General features: G+C 44.0%; 26 protein-coding genes and 1 riboswitch. Of the genes, 19 read left to right on the top strand and 7 right to left on the bottom strand.

What is annotated here, in order from left to right:
- Positions 1-251: 251 nt before the first annotated feature.
- The 5 genes from V1499_RS19960 to V1499_RS19940 all read left to right on the top strand — a co-directional run bounded on the left by V1499_RS19960 (position 252) and on the right by V1499_RS19940 (position 2,597).
- Positions 252-1,058, top strand: a complete 807-nt coding sequence (locus V1499_RS19960; RefSeq protein ID WP_409271964.1) for an IucA/IucC family C-terminal-domain containing protein — start codon at positions 252-254, stop codon at positions 1,056-1,058.
- A complete protein-coding gene (locus V1499_RS19955; RefSeq protein WP_409271962.1) occupies positions 1,015-1,272 on the top strand; it encodes a YusU family protein in 258 nt (85 codons plus the stop codon). The genes V1499_RS19960 and V1499_RS19955 overlap by 44 nt, the downstream gene beginning before the upstream one ends.
- 92 nt (positions 1,273-1,364) lie before the next feature.
- On the top strand, positions 1,365-2,072 hold the full coding sequence (locus tag V1499_RS19950; RefSeq protein WP_409271960.1) for an alpha/beta family hydrolase: 708 nt from the start codon (positions 1,365-1,367) through the stop codon (positions 2,070-2,072).
- The gene (locus tag V1499_RS19945; protein ID WP_409271959.1) at positions 2,069-2,302 is read left to right on the top strand and encodes a hypothetical protein; all 234 of its coding nucleotides are present in this window, start codon (positions 2,069-2,071) and stop codon (positions 2,300-2,302) included. Before V1499_RS19950 ends, V1499_RS19945 begins: the two co-directional genes overlap by 4 nt.
- Positions 2,303-2,363: 61 nt before the next feature.
- Complete coding sequence (locus tag V1499_RS19940) at positions 2,364-2,597, top strand: DUF3953 domain-containing protein (RefSeq protein WP_409271957.1); 234 nt, start codon at positions 2,364-2,366, stop codon at positions 2,595-2,597.
- A 125-nt stretch (positions 2,598-2,722) separates the two neighbouring features.
- Here the strand turns inward: V1499_RS19940 and V1499_RS19935 are convergent, their stop codons facing one another.
- Complete coding sequence (locus tag V1499_RS19935) at positions 2,723-3,055, bottom strand: spore coat protein (RefSeq protein ID WP_409271955.1); 333 nt, start codon at positions 3,053-3,055, stop codon at positions 2,723-2,725.
- A 12-nt stretch (positions 3,056-3,067) separates the two neighbouring features.
- Positions 3,068-3,349: a hypothetical protein gene (locus tag V1499_RS19930; RefSeq protein ID WP_409271953.1), complete on the bottom strand. Its 282-nt coding sequence runs from the start codon at positions 3,347-3,349 to the stop codon at positions 3,068-3,070.
- Between the two features lie 335 nt (positions 3,350-3,684).
- Between V1499_RS19930 and V1499_RS19925 the strand changes: the two genes are divergently transcribed.
- The 3 genes from V1499_RS19925 to V1499_RS19915 are packed head-to-tail and all read left to right on the top strand — an operon-like array spanning position 3,685 to position 4,409.
- Positions 3,685-3,951: a hypothetical protein gene (locus tag V1499_RS19925; RefSeq protein ID WP_409271952.1), complete on the top strand. Its 267-nt coding sequence runs from the start codon at positions 3,685-3,687 to the stop codon at positions 3,949-3,951.
- Positions 3,952-3,982: 31 nt separating this feature from the next.
- Positions 3,983-4,210: a helix-turn-helix domain-containing protein gene (locus tag V1499_RS19920; RefSeq protein ID WP_409271950.1), complete on the top strand. Its 228-nt coding sequence runs from the start codon at positions 3,983-3,985 to the stop codon at positions 4,208-4,210.
- 1 nt (position 4,211) lies between these two features.
- Complete coding sequence (locus tag V1499_RS19915; protein ID WP_409271948.1) at positions 4,212-4,409, top strand: hypothetical protein; 198 nt, start codon at positions 4,212-4,214, stop codon at positions 4,407-4,409.
- Positions 4,410-4,641: 232 nt separating this feature from the next.
- Here the strand turns inward: V1499_RS19915 and V1499_RS19910 are convergent, their stop codons facing one another.
- From V1499_RS19910 to V1499_RS19900, 3 genes are all read right to left on the bottom strand, one after another.
- Positions 4,642-4,836 carry a cysteine-rich CWC family protein gene (locus tag V1499_RS19910; RefSeq protein ID WP_409271946.1) on the bottom strand — a complete coding sequence of 65 codons (195 nt, stop codon included), beginning with the start codon at positions 4,834-4,836 and terminating at the stop codon, positions 4,642-4,644.
- Positions 4,837-4,933: 97 nt separating this feature from the next.
- A complete protein-coding gene (locus tag V1499_RS19905; RefSeq protein ID WP_082306974.1) occupies positions 4,934-5,068 on the bottom strand; it encodes a YuzL family protein in 135 nt (44 codons plus the stop codon).
- Between the two features lie 336 nt (positions 5,069-5,404).
- Positions 5,405-5,584, bottom strand: coding sequence for a Spo0E family sporulation regulatory protein-aspartic acid phosphatase (locus V1499_RS19900; RefSeq protein WP_409271944.1), 180 nt, complete (start codon positions 5,582-5,584; stop codon positions 5,405-5,407).
- Positions 5,585-5,936: 352 nt separating this feature from the next.
- Between V1499_RS19900 and V1499_RS19895 the strand changes: the two genes are divergently transcribed.
- The 9 genes from V1499_RS19895 to V1499_RS19855 all read left to right on the top strand — a co-directional run bounded on the left by V1499_RS19895 (position 5,937) and on the right by V1499_RS19855 (position 15,457).
- Positions 5,937-6,392, top strand: a complete 456-nt coding sequence (locus tag V1499_RS19895; protein ID WP_409271943.1) for a GNAT family N-acetyltransferase — start codon at positions 5,937-5,939, stop codon at positions 6,390-6,392.
- 268 nt (positions 6,393-6,660) lie between these two features.
- Positions 6,661-7,992 carry a cytochrome c3 family protein gene (locus V1499_RS19890; RefSeq protein ID WP_409271941.1) on the top strand — a complete coding sequence of 444 codons (1,332 nt, stop codon included), beginning with the start codon at positions 6,661-6,663 and terminating at the stop codon, positions 7,990-7,992.
- 466 nt (positions 7,993-8,458) lie between these two features.
- A complete protein-coding gene (locus V1499_RS19885; protein WP_409271940.1) occupies positions 8,459-8,779 on the top strand; it encodes a hypothetical protein in 321 nt (106 codons plus the stop codon).
- Between the two features lie 682 nt (positions 8,780-9,461).
- Positions 9,462-11,399, top strand: coding sequence for a threonine--tRNA ligase (gene thrS, locus V1499_RS19880; protein WP_409271938.1), 1,938 nt, complete (start codon positions 9,462-9,464; stop codon positions 11,397-11,399).
- 112 nt (positions 11,400-11,511) lie between these two features.
- Positions 11,512-12,039, top strand: a complete 528-nt coding sequence (locus V1499_RS19875) for an AAA family ATPase (protein WP_409271936.1) — start codon at positions 11,512-11,514, stop codon at positions 12,037-12,039.
- Between the two features lie 17 nt (positions 12,040-12,056).
- Positions 12,057-12,590, top strand: a complete 534-nt coding sequence (locus tag V1499_RS19870; RefSeq protein WP_409271934.1) for a hypothetical protein — start codon at positions 12,057-12,059, stop codon at positions 12,588-12,590.
- Positions 12,591-12,621: 31 nt separating this feature from the next.
- Complete coding sequence (locus tag V1499_RS19865) at positions 12,622-13,167, top strand: NUDIX hydrolase (protein ID WP_409271932.1); 546 nt, start codon at positions 12,622-12,624, stop codon at positions 13,165-13,167.
- A 441-nt stretch (positions 13,168-13,608) separates the two neighbouring features.
- Complete coding sequence (locus V1499_RS19860) at positions 13,609-14,214, top strand: YdcF family protein (RefSeq protein WP_409271930.1); 606 nt, start codon at positions 13,609-13,611, stop codon at positions 14,212-14,214.
- A gap of 778 nt (positions 14,215-14,992) precedes the next feature.
- The gene (locus V1499_RS19855; protein WP_409271928.1) at positions 14,993-15,457 is read left to right on the top strand and encodes a hypothetical protein; all 465 of its coding nucleotides are present in this window, start codon (positions 14,993-14,995) and stop codon (positions 15,455-15,457) included.
- A 93-nt stretch (positions 15,458-15,550) separates the two neighbouring features.
- On the opposite strand, the gene V1499_RS19850 is transcribed toward V1499_RS19855, so the two are convergent.
- Positions 15,551-16,312: a MerR family transcriptional regulator gene (locus tag V1499_RS19850; protein WP_409276345.1), complete on the bottom strand. Its 762-nt coding sequence runs from the start codon at positions 16,310-16,312 to the stop codon at positions 15,551-15,553.
- Positions 16,313-16,375: 63 nt separating this feature from the next.
- Positions 16,376-17,194 carry a VOC family protein gene (locus V1499_RS19845; RefSeq protein ID WP_409271927.1) on the bottom strand — a complete coding sequence of 273 codons (819 nt, stop codon included), beginning with the start codon at positions 17,192-17,194 and terminating at the stop codon, positions 16,376-16,378.
- A 366-nt stretch (positions 17,195-17,560) separates the two neighbouring features.
- Positions 17,561-17,659: riboswitch (guanidine-I (ykkC/yxkD leader) on the top strand.
- 69 nt (positions 17,660-17,728) lie between these two features.
- Between V1499_RS19845 and V1499_RS19840 the strand changes: the two genes are divergently transcribed.
- Positions 17,729-18,070 (top strand): DMT family transporter, encoded by a 342-nt coding sequence (locus V1499_RS19840; protein WP_409271925.1) that lies wholly within the window; start codon positions 17,729-17,731, stop codon positions 18,068-18,070.
- The gene (locus V1499_RS19835; protein WP_409271923.1) at positions 18,070-18,384 is read left to right on the top strand and encodes a DMT family transporter; all 315 of its coding nucleotides are present in this window, start codon (positions 18,070-18,072) and stop codon (positions 18,382-18,384) included. The genes V1499_RS19840 and V1499_RS19835 overlap by 1 nt, the downstream gene beginning before the upstream one ends.
- Positions 18,385-18,403: the final 19 nt, after the last annotated feature.

Here is an 18,403-nt window from a genome sequence, read left to right as displayed (position 1 = left end):
AAAGAGGATTTAACGCCCAAACAGCATTGGTCAGGGGTTCCTTCGGTCGTTAAAAGAGGATTTAACGCCCGAACAGCAGTGTTCCGGGGGTCCTTCGGTCGTTAAAAGAGGATTTAATGCCCGAACAGCAGTGTTCAGGGGGTCCTTCGGTCACTAAAAGAAGATTTCTAACATCTGCTGGCGTCCCAAGAACGGTGCCATGCCCCTTGATGTTTGCTCATACTTTTTTAGGGAAGGGGGTTGTGTGGATTTTGGAGTTCAAAGTAGGCAAATTGACGGATACAGAGAAGGAAGTTTTGAAGGATTTCCGTTTTTCGGATGAGCCGATGGAGGGGATGATTTCCGTTCAAGCGATGCTGGAGCCAGCTGAAATGCAGTCGTTGATTGAGCGGCTTAAGGCCACGTTCCAAACGGATTCCGATAAAGTTGCGGCATCCGTTTTTATGAAGCGGTATGCGTTTCTAGCCGTTGTCGCCCTTTACACAATAACGGCCTGGAACAAAAAACTTAATATATGTCTGGAAAACATTTATTTCGAACCGCCTTCAGCTGAACCGAAATGGCTTCCGAAGTTTTTCTTGAAAAACAAGCAAACAGAGGAATTTGCTAATGCAGACCGCCAAACGCTCTTGCAAAAAGGGATTTCCGAGCTGTTCGCCGACCACATCAACCCGGTCATCGAAAGGCTTGCCAAAACAACCGGCCTTTCAAAACTGATCCTTTGGGAAAACACGGCTGTCTATCTCATGTGGCTGTATGAATCAAAACTTGAAAATGTACCAAATGCAGACCACGACCTGGATTTTCTTTTCAAAAAAGCGGAAGGGTCCCTGTTCGGAAGGTATAACCGCAATCCAATCAGCAAATTTTACTATGAAAAAACATACGTGGATGACCTTGATGAAATGGTCCGGATCCGCCAAACATGCTGTTTTTCCTATTTGACCGGCGAAAAGGCAAAGCGCTGTAAAACGTGCCCGTGCCGGAAACTTGAAATGGAGGGCAAATGCTCAAATGGACCAGAAAACGTTTGCGATGCAGTTCGAAGCCTTACTTGAAAAATACGCTGAACTCCTCGTCGGCACCTCAGACAAGGACATTACCGAGAAAGTGAAGATGTATGCCCTCTATACACACATCGCCAAGACGATGCCAGCCCTTGCCAAGCATTGGAACGCCCTTTATCCAGATGCGAAGGACGGTATGAAGGAACTTATGGCCGATATCAAACGCCTAAACGAAGAGCATCGTAACACGAAGCCGCACCCTTAAACTGTAGGGAGTGGCTTTTTTTGTGGAAAATTGGTATACACCTTTCTGTTTAAATGGTAAAATTAGGTAATCAAATTGCAGGGGTGCTGCCAATGAAAGTCGAAAAAAGAACAATCAACCAAATCCGTTACACTTTTGTTGACAATGGGGGAGCGGCAGTTTGCTTTATGTTCTCGGGCGCCGGTTATACATATGAAAAACCGCTTCTATACTATTCGACCATGGCCATGCTTGAGAATGGGTACGACGTGATCCATATCCACTATTCCTATGAGTACGGGCCCTTGTTCAAACGCTCTCTTTCAGAAATAAACGATACTCTATGCAGCGATATTCATCCCGTGATAACCGACGTTCTTGGAAAGAAGCAATACGATTCGATTCTCTTCTTAGGAAAATCGCTCGGGACGATTCCTATCATTCATGATTTTATCAGGAACAACCGCTATGAGAATTCGAAAATGGTGCTGTTGACACCGCTCCTAAAATACAATGATATATGCGAAACTTTAATGAATTGCCGCCAGCCGGCATTGGTCGCCATTGGTGGGAACGATCATCATTTTATTGAAAGCAAAGTCACTGAAATCGGAACCAATCCGCTCGTCAAAGTCATAGCGATTCCAAATGCTGGCCATTCACTTGAAATCGAACCTTATAACACGCGGCAATCTCTTTCGGTGATGGAACTCGTTATGGAAACACTAATTGATTTTATAGGAATCAGCCCAAGCCGCAGGGGAATAGAAACGGAAGCAGGCGGGGAAACAAACCCTCATAAACAAAGGAGAGGTATATGAGAGTCTTTTTGATTGCAGTATTGATGAGTTTTGTCGGCGGAGCCCTTTTTCTGCTTGGCCCAATTGGCGGCATGATCGCGTTTGGCATCGTTACTGCCCTGTTAATTGAACTCCTGATCATTTTAAAAGATGTCGACTTCAGCGTATCAAGGCTGGGGCCAAAGCGTGACAAAGTAAAGGAATTTGTGAAGGAAGTGCTGCTGAAACAGGACGGCAATGATTTAAAATAGTTGGAAGCTTTGGTTTTTAAGAGGAAAGGAAAGTGAAAAGATTTCATATAGGGGGATTTAGTTGTTAAAACTTTTAAGGATTATTTTATCAGTAATAGTTATTTTACTCGCAGGATATGGATTGATTAACGAGAATTTTGCATTACAACCATATATGATGTTGTTATTAAGTTTTGTGATGTTGCTTCTAGGAATAGAAGAATTTCAAAAAGGAAAAAAAGGTGCTGGCTGGCTAAGCATAGTTGTTTTTATATTAATCTTATTTGTATCAATCAAAAGTTTTATTTTGAAGTAACCGGAGCCTAAGTTGAATTGGGAAAAAAGTACATACTAAATGGCTCAGTTCATATCATGTCGGAACTGGGCCTTTCTATTGGTGAAACAAAAAAACACCGCAGATTGCGGTGCAATTTGGTACATTTACTGCACATTCTCGCCATACGGAAGCTGCTCACGATAGCCGGAGAACTGCTGGGACTTCTTTTGCAGCGATTGCGCCTGGGCCGGTTCAACCTTGTACCAGCCTTCCTGGAACATCACATTGTACAAATGGCGCTGCACGTTTTGCGTTTCATTGTAAATATCAAGGACATCCTTGTAAAGGCCCATATGGCTCGCCTCGTTCAAAAACACATCGTAGCCGTGGGTCATATATTTCTCTGTCGCCAGCAAATCGTTGATAAAATCCCGGTCGTTCATGGATGGGTTTTTCTCAACCTTCGTCGGTTGGTTTGAAATCGAATTGTTGGTCATCGTCTGTTCCTCCTACTGCTGCATGTATTGCTGCGCATTTTGGTTCTGGTGGGCGTTCAAATGGCCAAGGATTTTCTCATAATGGCGCTGGTGCATCTGCCCAACCTGCTCGGCCTCTGCCCTCATCGCCTCAATCTGGCAGTGCTGCGCGTAAAAATGCGCCTTCTTCGCCGCAAGCAAATTCCACGTCAGCATATCCGTCAAATACAGCTCATCCTTTCCGGACAACACATTTGGCGGCTGCTGCATAACCCCCTGCTGATTCTGCATGCCTTGATTCTGTTGCTGTTGCATAGTTAAAAACCTCCTGAACAAAATAATCCCGCATCCGTTAACATCCCCAATGGCATAGGAAATATTCGGGGAATGAGAAATTCATAGAAGGGATTTCCCGTGGTTAAAACTGTTCATTTGTGGTTTTGAATGAGCGTTTAATTAAATCTGAATTTTTACTAAAATGAATGTATATGAAAATAAAGAGGTTGCTTTTTATTGAAAAATTCCTCCTTTAAAGTACAAGGAATAGTTTGCGAAAAGTGGATTCGCTTGATATGGGTTTTCCCAAGTGCCATTTTTCGGCATGTTATTGTATAATTAAATCGAACATATGTTCTATTTTGCATGTGGGAATGGAGGATACACTGGATGATGAATTCTTAAAGGAGATTCTCAGGCTTAATCTTAGGAGGCTTGCTTGGAGAATTCAATACTATGAAAGGAGGAGGATAAAAAATGAAATATGCTTAATTGAGGAACTTGTGGGAACAGAGGATTCCATAAAGGAAAAAATTTCGATCTCTATATTAAGCAGGTTCTTCGAAAAATGCCAAATAAGGCGAGCTACATTATTTATAGCACCATTATTCAAGGGAACACAGAAAGAGAAGTGGCAATAAAATTAAAGATTTCAAGGCAAGGGGTATCCAAATGCAAAAACAAATACCTAAAGAAGCTGAAGCAGGAATGGGACAATTCCACTCCATCTTAGCAAAGGCAAAAGCAGGTGATAATGAAGCCATGATGGTGATTCGGGATTTTTTCCAAGACGATATCAACAGGCTTTCCCGTTATACCTCGATGCCAAAAGATGATTTCAAGCAGGAGATGAAAACATCATTTATAGAACTAGTCCGGAAAGGGGAGATAGGAATTTAACATGGAAATCATATACGCCTTGACCTTTATTATTAGTTGTGTGGTCTTGGGAGTGCTTTTTCGCCAAATAGATATTCAATTAAAAATTAATAACATTTTGGACCTGCATCTTAAAGCGAATAAAGAGGAGAACGATGATGATAAAAAAGAGGACCCAACCCTTGAGTTGAATCCTCTCCCCGAAAAAGATGATAAATAGGGATGCGCCCCTGTTTATCAAATCTAGTATACCGAAAAAACAAAAAGGGAGGAATCCATTTTGCTTGGAAAATCACTCGCGATTTGGAAAAGTTTTGGAACAGGAAATTAAATTGGGGATCCTCCTGATTTTTGGGAACTTCGTCGAATATACGAAAACAGAAAGCAGTTAGCATAGGCTAATTGCTTTTTTTTTAAAACTTTTTTCCAAAATGAAAAAGGGCGGCGGGTCCTTAACGGCCGGCCGCCATTTCTTCCTTGAACTTCAGCAAACACTTCCGGCAAATGCACACTTTGTGCAAAAGCTCATTTGGGATTAATTCGAAAATCCCGCTTGGGAATTCTTCATGCGTGCACCAACAAGCTTCGGTTTTCCACGACATGCACCCGTTCTCCTCCCCGCAAAGCGGGCAAATATTCCCCGCCATCGCCAGCCCCTCCCATCGGTTTTTCTCTATTTTAAGCTTTTTTGGCGGATAGTCCTACCTCAAAATAAAGAAGGCACCCATGAAGGGCGCCTTGAATTTAATCCTTTTTAAATTGATTGTTCTGGCTGTTCACCTTATTCTTCCGATGCCGAATATTATGCGGACCCGCATTCCCCTTCACACTCGCCGCACTCACTCCAGCCTCCGAAGGATTCTTCTTCAACCTCGCCATCAATAATCACCCCTCACTTTAATATGCCCTGTTTTATCGGGCATTATTGTGTATATTAAGGTGCCAACCCATCTGCCCTTTTCATAATGAAATCCCGAATCTATTGAATTCGAAAAAAAATACCGGCACTCGGCCGGAAAAAAGGGTGTCTATATTAAATAGAGGGGTAGTATGGAAAGTGGGGTAACCTTCCATGCCTTCATCCTATCCATCCAATATGAACACAATATGAACTTAATGTTAAGATTTTCTAAAGAATCCGGATGTTTCAAATAGTACATGAGACAGTGGGTCAAGAAACGTTCCACTTGGATGACTGGCCTTTTATTCAGAGCCTCACAATTCTTTTTTGGCCATTCGTTGGTATAGAAGGATGTAGTAGTCGAGTTCCTGGCTGGCCAGGAGGGTTGCGTGATGATTAATTCCGTGCTGCTGGCTTTTTTCCAGCATATCGATCCGTAGTAGTTCGATGTAGGCAGACAATCCGTCCAACTTAAATCGCAGTCGTTTGCCCATTGCGAGCCCTCCTGTCAGGATAGTCTGAAAAGCGTAAAAAAAGATCCGGCTAAAAAGCCGGATATGGACTCTATATTAAAAGAGGGGGAGTATGAAAAAGTTGAGGGGGTTCCTTTTCACAAATCAATCATAACGCGCAAAAATGAACAAACTATGAACAAACCTTTAACATTTCCTTAAATAAATCTCAAAATAAAAAATGTTCCAGAGCGAGAAAATCGTTACGAAACGCCAACGAAAATTGATGGGAGGGTAAAAGCGAAACAAGGCAAGCCCTCATCGAATTTTTTTAAAAAAGGATTTTTCTTCCCAATCTCGAATCTTAAGGCTAAGACAAAGGGGGGAATCCGATATGTATCAATACTTTAACGGCCTCGTGATCAGGGAAGGAACGGAAGGTATTCCAGCCGAAAAAGTCGAAGCCCTTTTCGAAGATGCCGGTTGGGCCCGGAACACGCCGAATTGGCAAAAGGAAAAATTCACTTTGATTTTCAAAAACTCTACTTGGGCTTTCACTATCTGGGATAAAGATGACATGATCGCTATGGTCCGCGTTCTTTCCGACCAGATCATGGCTGCGACGATTATGGACCTTATCGTCCGCTCAGACTACCAAGGTAGAGGCATCGGGCGAAAACTTGTCGCCCTTTGCCTTGAAAAACTCCCGCACGGGGATTGGTTCGCCCACACTTCCGCTAACAATTTCCCGTTCTACGAAAAATGCGGCTTCGAGGTAAAAGACCCTGCTATAAACGGCACATGTGCCTATTATGGATACATCCAGGCCCGATTGGACGGCCACCGCTAGAGAGTGGATCCGCGAATACCCTTAGTCGAACGAAAACGGATATCGGTTGTGAAGAGTTGGAAACTGGAAGGTTACGCCTTCGATGTCTGGAGCGAACTATGCCCAACCTTCAAAGAGTACCTCGCCCATGTAAAATAGGGGAAAGAAATGAGGACCTCATAAATGGGAGCCAAACACCATTATGGAAGGAAATTGTGAACACTTTTTGAAATGTCCCATCCAACCGTGCTGCTTTTGGTAAGATACTAACAGAAGCGGGGGGATGGCGATGTTTTTTTACAAAAGGGGAAGTAAAGTCCGGCCAAGTCAAAGCCAGTATACCGAGGATTCCATAGATGGGGATGTAGTTCAGGAAACCCGCAAAAATCCTATTCGAAGATGGAAGCTGCTGGTCGGCTTTTTAATAACAATGATTTGTTTCATTGCATTCGGTTATGGAGCACTCAGCTATGCTTCAACCCCAACATTTTGTGCATCCTGTCACGAAATGGCTCCCCAACATGCAACTTTCCAGGTTAGTGCCCATAATCAGATAAAGTGCGTTCAATGCCATATCAAACCCGGTGGGAAAAATACGATAATAAATAAAGTCGCAGAAGCCAAAAGGGTTGCTGCCCATTTTATCAGCCCGCCCACCCAGGTTGTCCAGAAAGTGGCCGTAAACAATGAGAATTGCGAGCAATGCCATTCGAGGAACCGCCTGGTTACTGCCACTGGGGACATCATCGTCAACCATGTTGGCCATATTGAAAAGGGGATTCCTTGCATCACCTGTCATAGAGGTGTCGTCCACGCCAAAGTGGTCGAGCGCGGAATCAGCGACTCCTTTACTTATCAGGCCTGGACGAAAGAAAATGCCGAAAAGCTGATAGGTGAAAAATTTGTTAAACCCAATATGGGGACCTGCATTGACTGCCATGAGCGGGTGAACAAGGGAAAGCGTCCTTGGAAAGATCCAGCTTACAGCCTCACGGATGTGGATAGTGACCTGGCGCTTGACGAAAAGGATCCTTCTATTGAGGAAACGCCTGAAATGAAAGCAGGTACTCCGGAGAGAAGCCTGCCCAAAAACACCCAGAAGGTAATCCTCGAAGCAATGGGCCAGCAAAAAACTGACACTAAGCTTTCAATGCAATGTTTCACATGCCATCAAGAGATTAATACACCAAAAAATCATAGCGGCAGAAACTGGTCCCAAGCCCATGGAAGCAACGCAGTAAAGGAACTAGGCGAATGCCTAAACTGCCACAAAGACTCTCTCTGGTCCAAAAAACTGCAAAAACAGGATATTAGGAAATTGTTAACCGAAGAAACGAAGGAAATCATCTATGAAAAAACCATTGCGGCAGCAGCAAAGGAATCCCGTGGCAACTATTTTTGCAACTTGTGCCATGCAGAAAGCCCAGAAAATCACAAGGATCGCCACACATGGCTTTTCGATGCTCATCGAAAAAATTCCGAGTCCCCTGAACAAAGAAGAAGCTGCTTCGTCTGCCATGACAACGAAAAACCAGAACCGGGCATAGAAACTAATGCGCCTTCAGACGTGTATTGCGAATTTTGCCATGAAGGTGACTTCCCAGGTGAACCAGCATTTTAATGCTCCAGCCAATTTAAATATCGAGGATGCCAAGAATCATGCTGGGGCAAAAAACGTCCCACTTGTGTTCCCAGGCACCTTAATTCAGAAAAAGCGGCCTATTTGTGATAAAAAGGCCGCTTTTTCTAGTTAAAAAAGGGCCAATAGGAAGTAGGAACAAAAAAAGGTCCGGCACGCGGCCGGACAAAAAGAGAATTTTAAAGGGGGTATGAAAAAGTTGGTTCCTTTCCACACATCTATCATACTGCCCAAATATGATAATTCTATTACCATGAGATTAAAAATTCGATTAAAAATGATTACAGCGTAGTAATATTCCCTCTATATGGGAAATTGAAGATTAATGAATGTCTTTTATTTTTTGGGAGGAATTGGTTATTATCTTGCGGAATAATAAAATTAGGGAGACACCTCTTTCTATTTTTTCTAAATAAAAGTCTATAAAAATGCGTAAGGGAGGTTTACTATGACGCTAATTGAACGCCTAATGCCGGTGGCTGACTATCTCGCCATTCCAATTATCATTGCTGTACTCATTTTTATCTTTTTAATTTTCAGGTCCATTGTTGCTATTTTTTTCCCTCATAAAACCCGCCTTGCCCAGTGCACAAATTGTATTGAATTAATTGACGAGACAGCACTCACCTGCAAGTATTGCAAAGCGGTTGTTAACAGACCCGAGAAAAAGCCGAACCTGTTCATTAGAATTGTAAATAATAATAAATTTGACAGGAATTACGACAGGATCAAGGATTTCCATCGGAAGAACAATGATCCGCGGGTTTAGGCTGGCCCATTTTTTAAAAAGCTATTGCAAGCGACGAATAAATATTGTAATATGTGGAACAACAATAGAACTACGATTTTCAAAAGCGATGACGAGGGCATGGGGTACTTTTTCGGTTTACAGAGAGGGAAGGAAAGCTGGAATCTTCCTAACGCAGGAAAGTATCTTACCACCTACTGAGCTGCATTGGGGAACTGAAGTATCCAATGCCGTTTTTGCTACGTTACAGCGCCAAAGCCGTAAGCAGCTGCCGTTTTACACGGGAATGTTCCGCTTGAAAAAGCGAAAACATGGCCAGGTTTGCTTATGGGAAATTGGGTGGAACCACGGGTAACACACTCGTCCCTTGCCAAGGGATGGGTGTGTTTTTTATTTTTCAAAAAAATACAAGTATCGCGATGAAAAGGACACGAATTGTTTTTCCGGTTTCCAGAGAGGGAAGGGTGCTGCGAGCTTCCTAACGCAGGAGAACAATTTACCGCCTTTGAGCCGCATCGGGGAACCAGAGTATCCGATGCCGTATATGCTGCGTTAAAGCACCAAAGCCGTTTGCAACTGCCGTTTTACACCGAATACACAGGCGAGGTTGACTTACGGGAAATTGGGTGGAACCACGGGTTATTCGCACTCGTCCCTTGCTTAGGGACGGGTGTTTTTTATTTTAAAAAAGGAGAGGAAAACGATGATCAATGTAAAATTAGCGGACGGAAGTATGAAGGAATTTTCAAAGGGAGTATCAGTCGGGGAGGCGGCGCAGGCAATCAGCGCAAGCCTTGGAAAACATGCAGTTGCGGGAAAGGTGGACGGAGAGCTTGTCGACTTGAGCTTTAAGCTTGAAAACGGCGCGGAGCTTCAGATCATTACGCTCGATTCCGAAGATGGGCTACAAATTTTACGGCATTCTTCGGCCCACATTTTGGCCCCGGCAGTGAAGCGGCTTTTTGGCGAAGTTAAGTTAGGCATCGGGCCTGTTATTGAAGACGGATTTTACTACGACATGAAGCTTGAACGCAGCCTGTCGCCTGAGGATTTACTAGCGATTGAAAAAGAAATGGAGCGCATCGTCGCCGAGAACCTGGAAATCAAGCGCCATGAAGTAACCTATGAAGAAGCAGAGCGGCTTTTTTCCGAAAAAGGCGAGCCGTTCAAGCTGGAAATCCTGAAGGACCTTCCGCCTGGTGAAAAAATAACACTCTATGAGCAGGGAGAATTTATTGACCTTTGCCGCGGCCCACACCTTCCGTCCACTGGCTTCGTAAAAGCGTTCAAACTGACACGCGTTTCCGGTGCTTACTGGCGTGGAGACAGCGAGAATGAAGTCCTGCAGCGGGTTTATGGCGTTGCTTTTAAAAAGAAAAAGGAACTGGATGAGTACCTGAATTTCCTTGAGGAAGCGGCAAAGCGTGACCATCGGAAGCTTGGGAAGCAGTTGGAACTGTTCATGTTTTCCGAGGAAGCGCCCGGGATGCCGTTCTATCTACCGAATGGGCAAATCATCCGGAACGAACTGGAGAAATTCTCGCGTGAGCTCCAAAACGGCGCTGATTACAGCGAGGTCCGGACTCCGTTCATGATGAACCAGCGGCTGTGGGAGCAATCAGGCCACTGGGACCACTACCATGAGAACATGTACTTTTCCGAGGTCGACGGGACAAAATTTGCGATGAAGCCAATGAACTGCCCCGGCCACATGCTGATTTTTAAAAACAATCTTTATTCCTACCGCGATTTACCTGTGCGCTTGTCCGAATTTGGCCAGGTGCACCGGCACGAATACAGCGGAGCGCTGAATGGCATGCTGCGCGTCCGGACGTTTTGCCAGGATGACGCCCACATTTTCGTGCGCGAGGACCAGATCGAGGATGAAATTAAGGAAGTGTTCAAGCTCGTTGACCGGGTGTACAGGACTTTCGGGTTCGACTATTCAGTCGAACTTTCGACTCGACCGGATGATTCCCTCGGCGAAGACGCGCTCTGGGAGGTTTCCGAGGCCGCTTTGAAGCGGGTGCTTGAAAACTTGAAAATCCCGTATCACTTGAACGAAGGCGACGGAGCATTTTACGGGCCGAAAATCGATTTTCACATTAAAGACGCCTTGAAGCGGAGCCATCAATGCGCGACAATCCAGCTTGACTTTCAAATGCCTGAGAAATTCGATTTGGCGTACATCAATGAAAAGAATGAAAGGGTAAGGCCAGTCGTCATTCACCGCGCGATTTTCGGTTCCATCGACCGCTTCTTCGGCATCCTGGTCGAACATTTTGCGGGTGCCTTTCCGGTTTGGCTCGCTCCGGTCCAGGTGCAAATCATCCCGGTTTCGCAAGTACACCTTGATGCCTGTTTGCAACTCCAGTCAGAATTGAAGGAGCTCGGGGTAAGGGTGAAAATCGACGGAAGCGGAGAAAAGCTTGGCTACAAAATCCGCCAGGGGCAAATGCAGAAAATCCCGTATGTGCTCGTCATTGGCGACAACGAAGTGAACGGCAACGCAGTGAATGTACGGAAATATGGCGAGCAAGACTCCGAAAGCATCCCGTTCGAAGTGTTTAAAGAAATGATTGTCCGGCAAATCAACGAGCGCTCCCTCAGAAAAGAATCGCCGGCGGGTGAGCTTGTATAATTAGTGGAGTGCGCCTATCCTTTGGGGTTGGCGCACTTTTTTATAATGGAAATTCTCAAGGCTGGATGTGATAATTGAAGTTCCTAATTATAGGAAATGGAGAAATCGGTGTATGAGAAAAATCTTTATCGTATCAGGTCCGGCAGGCGTGGGGAAATCAACCACTGCTAGGCGGCTGGCGGAACAATTTAACCACAGTGCCTATATTGAAGGCGATTTGGTCAATCACATGGTTGTTGGGGGCTATCTTCCGCCGTGGGAGAGCGGGGAATTGAAGTTGCTTGTTTGGGACAACCTCGCCGATTTGTGCATTAATTTCGTACAAGCCGGCAAGGATGTTGTCATTGATTATGTGGCCTTCCCACAAGATTTACGGCGATTTTCGGAACAAGTTTGGAAAGAAATTGAGAATGTTGAAATTCATTATGTAGTATTATGGGCCGGGCGCGACGAGTTGTTGCGGAGGGATTCCCTCAGGGACACTGACGACCAGATGGGGGAAAGATGCCTTGAACTAGTTGAAGAGTTTCTCAGTAAGGGAGTCGAACCGCGCTTTTTCTATAATACTACCGGGCTAAAACCATCCGAGCTTAATGAAATCGTCACGGAGATTATGAAGAATCCCTCCTATAAATTTTGATGAAAGATGGGGGCCACATGAAAAAATGGCTTTTGGCCGGTATCGGGATAGCGGCCATTATCGCAGTTTTTTTTGCTTTTGGAAAAAATGTGCCCACAAACCCAGTGAGGCTTGGGGAAGGCATCAACCTGCTTTCATCCGAGAAAAGCCTCCCACTCAATTTTGATGAGATCGCCTTTCAGAACGAAGATCATCCCGGTAATGAATATTTAGTGAAAAAAGCCGTAAATCAGATAGGCTATCTGAAGATGTGGAGGCATTTTAAGCTAGATACTACCGGTATCCAGGCGGTTAATTTTCAAAAAAATGCAGTGATTTTCATTGGCACTTATGAATCGGGCAGCTGTCCCTATAAAATTAGGGAGGCAGTATTCCGTAATGGGGGAGAAGAGTTGTCTATCCAGTTGGCGGCGGAAAGCGGTGTCTGCACAACCGATGCCACACCAAGAACTTTTGTGATTAAAATTGAAAAAGATGCTTCGGAAAAATTAAGGAACCTCATTGTAGTACAGGGCGGGAAGGAGATTTCGGTGCCAGTGTTGGACGAGTGAGTTTTTTGAGAGAATAGGGGGGAGATAGCACGTGGAAAAATGGAAAACCTTGGCCTCAGAGTATTTTTATAAAACACCTTTCGGAAACTTGCGGAAGGACACATGCCAGCTTTCAAATGGAATTGTAATCAACGATTATTACGTAAATGAATATGCGGACTGGGTGAATGCCGTGGTCATTACCGAGGACAACAAAATCGTCCTTGTTAAACAGTACCGCCACGCCGGGAACGACTTCTTCCTGGAAATACCCGCAGGTAAAATAGAAGAGAATGAGACTTATGAGGAAGGAATCCTCCGGGAGGTCAGGGAAGAAACAGGATTCACTTCAAATACAGCTCCTGTTAAATTAGGTGAATTCATGGTCAATCCCGCCACCCAAACTAACAAAATAATAACCTACCTAATTCAAGGCGCCTATAAGGCATCTGAACAAACTTTGGATAGCACCGAAGAGATCCAAGTGAAGCTCGTTGATTTTAAAAATTTTGGTAGGCTGATGGGATCCGGCGAAATTAAAACCCAGCTATTTACCGCGAGCGCGTATTATATGGCGAAGGATTATATTGAGGGGTAAGGTTCTAAAGACCGATTGGAGTGGGTTTAGTAATGAATCGGTCTTTAGCGTTCTTTGAGGTTGTAGATTCATATTTTTTAAGTGCCTGGGCGCCTTTGAAAATTTTATGAAGACAGTTTCACAGCGGTTTTCCGTTCAAAAGTGTCTTCAACTGGTTTATGAAGACAGTTTCACCACGGTTTTCCGTTCAAAAGTGTCTTCAACCGGTTTATGAAGACAGTTTCACCGCGGTTTTCCGTTCAAAAGTGTCTTCATCGAGTTTATGAAGACAGTTTCACTACGGTTTTCCGTTCAAAAGTGTCTTCATCGGGTTTATGAAGACAGTTTCACTACGGTTTTCCGTTCAAAAGTGTCTTCATCGGGTTTATGAAGACAGTCTTGCCAGTGATGTTCATTAAAGTACTCTCATAAAATTATCCTTTCATAGAGGTGGTAAAAGATATGTTTCTCTCAAAATTGGATGCGGGGACGCTTACGGATAGGCAGTTGACGAATCTGTTATTCCGGGGGCTCGAGGATGATGGGGAACGGGGCGACTGCATTTTTGTGGCTGGGAGCAACAAAGCGGTCCAGTACAGGTTGCCGAAAGCAGTGCAGCTTTACAATGAGGGCCGGGCTGGCAAAATCCTTTTTTCCGGTGGCGTCACGTGGCCTGGGAACGATTTTTCGGAAGCCATCATGCTGAAAAATGAGGCGCTCACCCTCGGGGTCCCGGAAGAGAATATATTGGTGGAGGACCAATCGCTTCACACAAAGGAAAACGTGCTCGCCTCGTTGTTAACATTGGATCGTGCGTTTTACTTGCATAAAATTAACCGGCTCCTTATTGTCACGAGCACCTATCACATGCGGCGGATGCACCTGACGTTGAAAACGTATATGCCGCCGTGGATCCGCTATACATTGTGCCCGGTTAAAGATAACAATACAAATGAAGATAATTGGTTTCTTAGTGATATTGGCAGAAAACGCGTCGAAACGGAAGTACAGAAACTAATCTATTATATAAAACTTGGGGTACTAATCGACGAAAATGTGGAAGTATAAATCAAGACAAAATGGCATTCCGATATAAACCTTTTAATCAATTGTGATAAAATGACCCTAAGGCTAACCAAAAGGGAGAAGAGAAGGATAAAAAAATATCTGGCATTTATCATTAGTTTTATTCTTTTATTTATCATTTTTGAGTTGATTTCAGGCTTGGTTATAACAGCTCATTACACACCCGAAATACATAAAATGAGCAGCGGCTTTCGAGAGAATGCAGTGTTTGCAAGTCAATCCACTTTCTATTTTCTAGGCACCGTGTTCATCGCTACACTTTCCTTTTTCATTTCGCAAAAGTTTTCCAATACCCACTAGCAGACTTGTTTCAAAGCCAATCATTATTTTTTGAAAAAATTGCAGGTTTTTGCCGGAAAGGAAGTTTAACCTCCATTCGTAGTGGGTATAAATGACTGAATGTGAGAAACTTCAGTGAGGCGAGTGACATGCACGAACACGAACAGCAATTACTCAAAAGAGAGATCAGCAGGCTGTCACAGGACCTTGAAAGGTGTCCTGACCCCCAGTATAGAGAGCTAATACAAGAGTATATATTGTTTTTAGGTACTGTTATAGACAATAATAATTAATCCCTGTGAGGGGTTTTTTTGTTTTTATAAAAAATTTCCGGCCGAGGATTTTTAATGGTTGGAATTTAATAAAATTCAAGCTTAGCCGTTTCTGAAATAGAAACGGTTTTTTGCTGTAGGCACCTATTGTTATATTTCATGGTAAAATTAGGGTATAAGAGAGTACCTCAGTTAAGGGGGTTTTAAAAATGAACGCAATCGAAAGAAGGTTCATAATTTCAAATAAAATTCGGAATTTCCTCACGTTTCTTTTTGTTTGCTTTATCGCTTTTGGGATGGTGGTCTCCTTTGTGAAGTTTCCGGTATCGGTTGCAGGTATATTCTTTAAAGTCGAACCGCCAGCGTACGTGCCCATTCAAGCGGATCATACGTATGCTAGGGCCATCGGCTATAACAAGGTACAGCTGATTTATGAAAATCAGAACGAATCAGTCATTGTTTGGGCGACAAGCAAACTAGGGTGGAACAATGTATCGGATTGGGATGAATCGCTCACCTTGCCGGATGGCACCACCGCCTATTACACGGTTGGCGCCAATGACACTCAAATGTTCAGCTGGACAAAAGGCAAGGTTGAATACTCAATTGACTATAAAGGGACAAGATACCTGGCAAAAGATGAGTTTATTAAAACTGCTTTAAGTATAAAGTGAAAGTTCAAAAGACTGGCGGCAACTCTGAAACTAGGTTGCCGCCAGTCTTTTTAATTCTGGAGAGTCTATCAAAATGTTTGTTAGAAACAACCATTACTTATCCCCCGCCAAAACAGGAATCATATACCGAAATGTCTGCGCAGTGGGGGAGTCAAATTTCTCCAATTTAACCCCATTGGATTTGAACCCGAACCGGTGCACCTGCCTCATGAACTGAAAACAGATGAACGGATCATGTATATTGCATTCCAGTGTGGCGTAAAGCATTGGCTTTAGTTTCTCAAAATACATCTCCCCGCAATCGGGTACGTGGGAAGGCTTATCTGTTAAAACAAACCCTACTGCCCCGGTAAGCGTATCGCCTTTGGAATCCAGGGTCCGAAGGTAAATCCCAGGCCGAACGCCAAGCCCCCATTGCTGAATTTTGCTCACATCCGAAAGCATGGCTGTTTGAAACGGGTTAAATTTCCTTTGAACGGTATGTCGGAACCAAATGAAAGTTGGTTGTTCGTCCCACCTCACAAGATGCATATGCTGTTCCTTGGCATTCATACCATTCAGATACTGTTTTGCAACTTGGAGGGAGGCCAGCTTTGCCTCCACTTCATGCCTCCAGCCGGAGAGCAGGTGCTGCTTTTTTTCCTCATCCGCTTCCAAAAACTTATAAATGTCCTGGATGCTGATGTCTGCAAGGCGAAGGGAATGAATGACTTGGGCTTGATGAACCTGTTCCTCTGAGTAAACCCGATATCCATTCTCGAGCCGCTCGGAAGGCTCAAGTAATTTTTTCTGGTCGTAGAATCGCAGCGTACTGGGGGTAAGGCCCGTCCGTTCGGAAAATTTTTGTATTGTCATTGCCAAACCCTTTCACCTCTGTGTTTCATGTTAACATTCGTAATCGCACGCAAAAAGGGACAACTACGCTTGGTACGACCAAACATTGATGCGATTTCCGTCTAAATCAAAAAAGTGGAACCCGCCCCAGCCTGTATTTGGATTGCCAGCGATTTCGGAGGGTTCCAGCCCTTTTTCCTTCAGTTGATTATACGTTTCGAAAAACAATTCAGGCCGGACATCAAAGTAATTCCGTATGGAAGGGTTTGCTTTTTCAAAAGAGGCATCCTCAATCCGCTCCAGCCAAATATTATCGTAAAACACTTCAGAAAGCTGAATCCAATCATAGGCATCCTCTACTTGCAGGTGGGCATAATCACTGCCGTATTGTTTTGAAAATTTCAACCCCAGGTTCTCTTGATACCAGGCTGAAGCTTCCTCTACATTCCTGACCCCAATCCTCACATTCACATCGCTGAAGCCTGTAATCCGCGCTTCCGGAAATTGCCCTTCAAGGGAAGGATTATGAACTGCGGTAATCCTTGTATTCTCAAAGCCAAAAATATCAAAGCTCAGCTGCCCCGTGGGTAATTCTATCATTTCCGAAACCTTGATTCCTTCCCTTTCGAAATAAGCCAGTGTTTCCTTCAGATTCACAACTTCGAACCCAACGCGCGTATGCCCTTCAAAGGAACTGTCTGATTTAAAATGCTCAAAATCAGCTTCAAACGACTTAAGCGTCACAACTCCAAGCCTGGGCATTTTTAAAAAAGCTTTTTTCCCTACCGGGGATACGACTTGATCGAGGCATGTCCACCCCATATGTTCTGTATACCAGTTAACGCCATCCTCAAACCCATCCCACGAAACCATAATAAACCCGCCATCCCATCTAAAAACCATCTCTTCAACCCCTTTTAACTAAATCGGAAACATCTTCCAACTCCTATTCTAAAGGTTAAAGTTACTTTAAGGTCAAGAAATTTAAAAAAATATTTGAGTGAAAATAAACGCCTGGTTCGATTCCAAATTTCAACGGAGCCTGAAGAATAAAAAATTAAGGAATCGCCAGTTCGACAATCTATCCAGCTATGCGGAATGCCTCATTGTTCGGCATTCGTTTAGCATAAATAAATGTGAATTCGGCATAAATTTCGCTCGGTTTGGCATAAATAATGCTCCTGTTGGCATCAGTATTGCTCTGTACGGCATGAAAAATCGTCCACTTGTCAAAAATCAATATATATGTATAATAAAAACTAATTGTATAAGAAGGTTTTCTAGGGTTCCGTAACAGCGATGTTAGCCTGGTCCGAGAGAAAACTCACAGCGAATGCTGTGCCACGGAGGGATAAAAGCCTGGGAGAGACTGTTTACAGTGTTCTCTCGGGTTTTTTTGTTTTTTTGCACAAAACTACTATAGGGAAGGTGAGAATTATGAATTCTAACTGGATGAAAGTTTTCATAGCTGCCATTTTCGAGGTAGCATGGGTGATTGGATTGAAACATGCGGATGGATTCCTGGAATGGACAGGAACCGTTCTGGCGATATGGGTTAGTTTTTACTATATGATTTTGGCGAGTAGGAACCTGCCCGTCGGAACGGTTTATGCTGTGTTCGTCGGCCTTGGGACCGCGGGAACAGTATTAGCGGATATTGTGATTTTTGGAGAGCCATTCAAGGCCGAGAAAATACTCCTGATTGCCATTTTATTGGCCGGGGTTATGGGCTTAAAAATGGTCTCAGGCGACAGCGGGAAAGAGGAGGCGGAATCGTAATGGCATGGATTTCATTAATTTTTGCAGGGCTTTTTGAAATGTTTGGAGTTGCGATGATGAATAGGCTTAACCAAAAACGGAACTGGCAGTCGGTTGTCTTATTGATCCTCGGGTTCGGAGCGAGCTTCCTATTTTTATCGTATGCGATGAAGTTCTTGCCGATGGGGACGGCATATGCAATCTGGACGGGAATCGGTGCATCTGGCGGAGCTCTCATAGGCATGTTGTTTTACGGCGAATCAAAAGACTGGAAGAGGGTTGTCTGCATTGCAATGGTACTTGGCTCTGCAATCGGCCTTAAACTCATTTCATGACTGTGGAAAATAATCCCTC

Source organism: Neobacillus oceani (assembly GCF_046237595.1).
Classification (GTDB): Bacteria; Bacillota; Bacilli; order Bacillales; family Cytobacillaceae; genus Bacillus_D; species Bacillus_D oceani.
Note: the sequence above shows the minus strand (reverse complement) of the source record. Positions and strands in the feature narration are given on the sequence as shown.

Excerpts from the sequence above, each read along its gene's own strand:
- V1499_RS19870 (WP_409271934.1), top strand. The coding sequence starts at position 12,057 with ATGAAAAAATGGCTTTTGGCCGGTATCGGGATAGCGGCCATTATCGCA.
- V1499_RS19860 (WP_409271930.1), top strand. The coding sequence starts at position 13,609 with ATGTTTCTCTCAAAATTGGATGCGGGGACGCTTACGGATAGGCAGTTG.
- V1499_RS19900 (WP_409271944.1), bottom strand. The coding sequence starts at position 5,584 with ATGGGCAAACGACTGCGATTTAAGTTGGACGGATTGTCTGCCTACATC.
- V1499_RS19910 (WP_409271946.1), bottom strand. The coding sequence starts at position 4,836 with ATGGCGGGGAATATTTGCCCGCTTTGCGGGGAGGAGAACGGGTGCATG.
- V1499_RS19895 (WP_409271943.1), top strand. The coding sequence starts at position 5,937 with ATGTATCAATACTTTAACGGCCTCGTGATCAGGGAAGGAACGGAAGGT.
- V1499_RS19930 (WP_409271953.1), bottom strand. The coding sequence starts at position 3,349 with ATGCAACAGCAACAGAATCAAGGCATGCAGAATCAGCAGGGGGTTATG.
- V1499_RS19875 (WP_409271936.1), top strand. The coding sequence starts at position 11,512 with ATGAGAAAAATCTTTATCGTATCAGGTCCGGCAGGCGTGGGGAAATCA.
- V1499_RS19845 (WP_409271927.1), bottom strand. The coding sequence starts at position 17,194 with ATGGTTTTTAGATGGGATGGCGGGTTTATTATGGTTTCGTGGGATGGG.
- V1499_RS19890 (WP_409271941.1), top strand. The coding sequence starts at position 6,661 with ATGTTTTTTTACAAAAGGGGAAGTAAAGTCCGGCCAAGTCAAAGCCAG.
- V1499_RS19915 (WP_409271948.1), top strand. The coding sequence starts at position 4,212 with ATGGAAATCATATACGCCTTGACCTTTATTATTAGTTGTGTGGTCTTG.
- V1499_RS19935 (WP_409271955.1), bottom strand. The coding sequence starts at position 3,055 with ATGACCAACAATTCGATTTCAAACCAACCGACGAAGGTTGAGAAAAAC.
- V1499_RS19955 (WP_409271962.1), top strand. The coding sequence starts at position 1,015 with ATGGACCAGAAAACGTTTGCGATGCAGTTCGAAGCCTTACTTGAAAAA.
- V1499_RS19945 (WP_409271959.1), top strand. The coding sequence starts at position 2,069 with ATGAGAGTCTTTTTGATTGCAGTATTGATGAGTTTTGTCGGCGGAGCC.
- V1499_RS19920 (WP_409271950.1), top strand. The coding sequence starts at position 3,983 with ATGCAAAAACAAATACCTAAAGAAGCTGAAGCAGGAATGGGACAATTC.
- V1499_RS19850 (WP_409276345.1), bottom strand. The coding sequence starts at position 16,312 with ATGACAATACAAAAATTTTCCGAACGGACGGGCCTTACCCCCAGTACG.
- V1499_RS19885 (WP_409271940.1), top strand. The coding sequence starts at position 8,459 with ATGACGCTAATTGAACGCCTAATGCCGGTGGCTGACTATCTCGCCATT.
- V1499_RS19950 (WP_409271960.1), top strand. The coding sequence starts at position 1,365 with ATGAAAGTCGAAAAAAGAACAATCAACCAAATCCGTTACACTTTTGTT.
- thrS (WP_409271938.1), top strand. The coding sequence starts at position 9,462 with ATGATCAATGTAAAATTAGCGGACGGAAGTATGAAGGAATTTTCAAAG.
- V1499_RS19925 (WP_409271952.1), top strand. The coding sequence starts at position 3,685 with ATGGAGGATACACTGGATGATGAATTCTTAAAGGAGATTCTCAGGCTT.
- V1499_RS19840 (WP_409271925.1), top strand. The coding sequence starts at position 17,729 with ATGAATTCTAACTGGATGAAAGTTTTCATAGCTGCCATTTTCGAGGTA.
- V1499_RS19855 (WP_409271928.1), top strand. The coding sequence starts at position 14,993 with ATGAACGCAATCGAAAGAAGGTTCATAATTTCAAATAAAATTCGGAAT.
- V1499_RS19905 (WP_082306974.1), bottom strand. The coding sequence starts at position 5,068 with ATGGCGAGGTTGAAGAAGAATCCTTCGGAGGCTGGAGTGAGTGCGGCG.
- V1499_RS19835 (WP_409271923.1), top strand. The coding sequence starts at position 18,070 with ATGGCATGGATTTCATTAATTTTTGCAGGGCTTTTTGAAATGTTTGGA.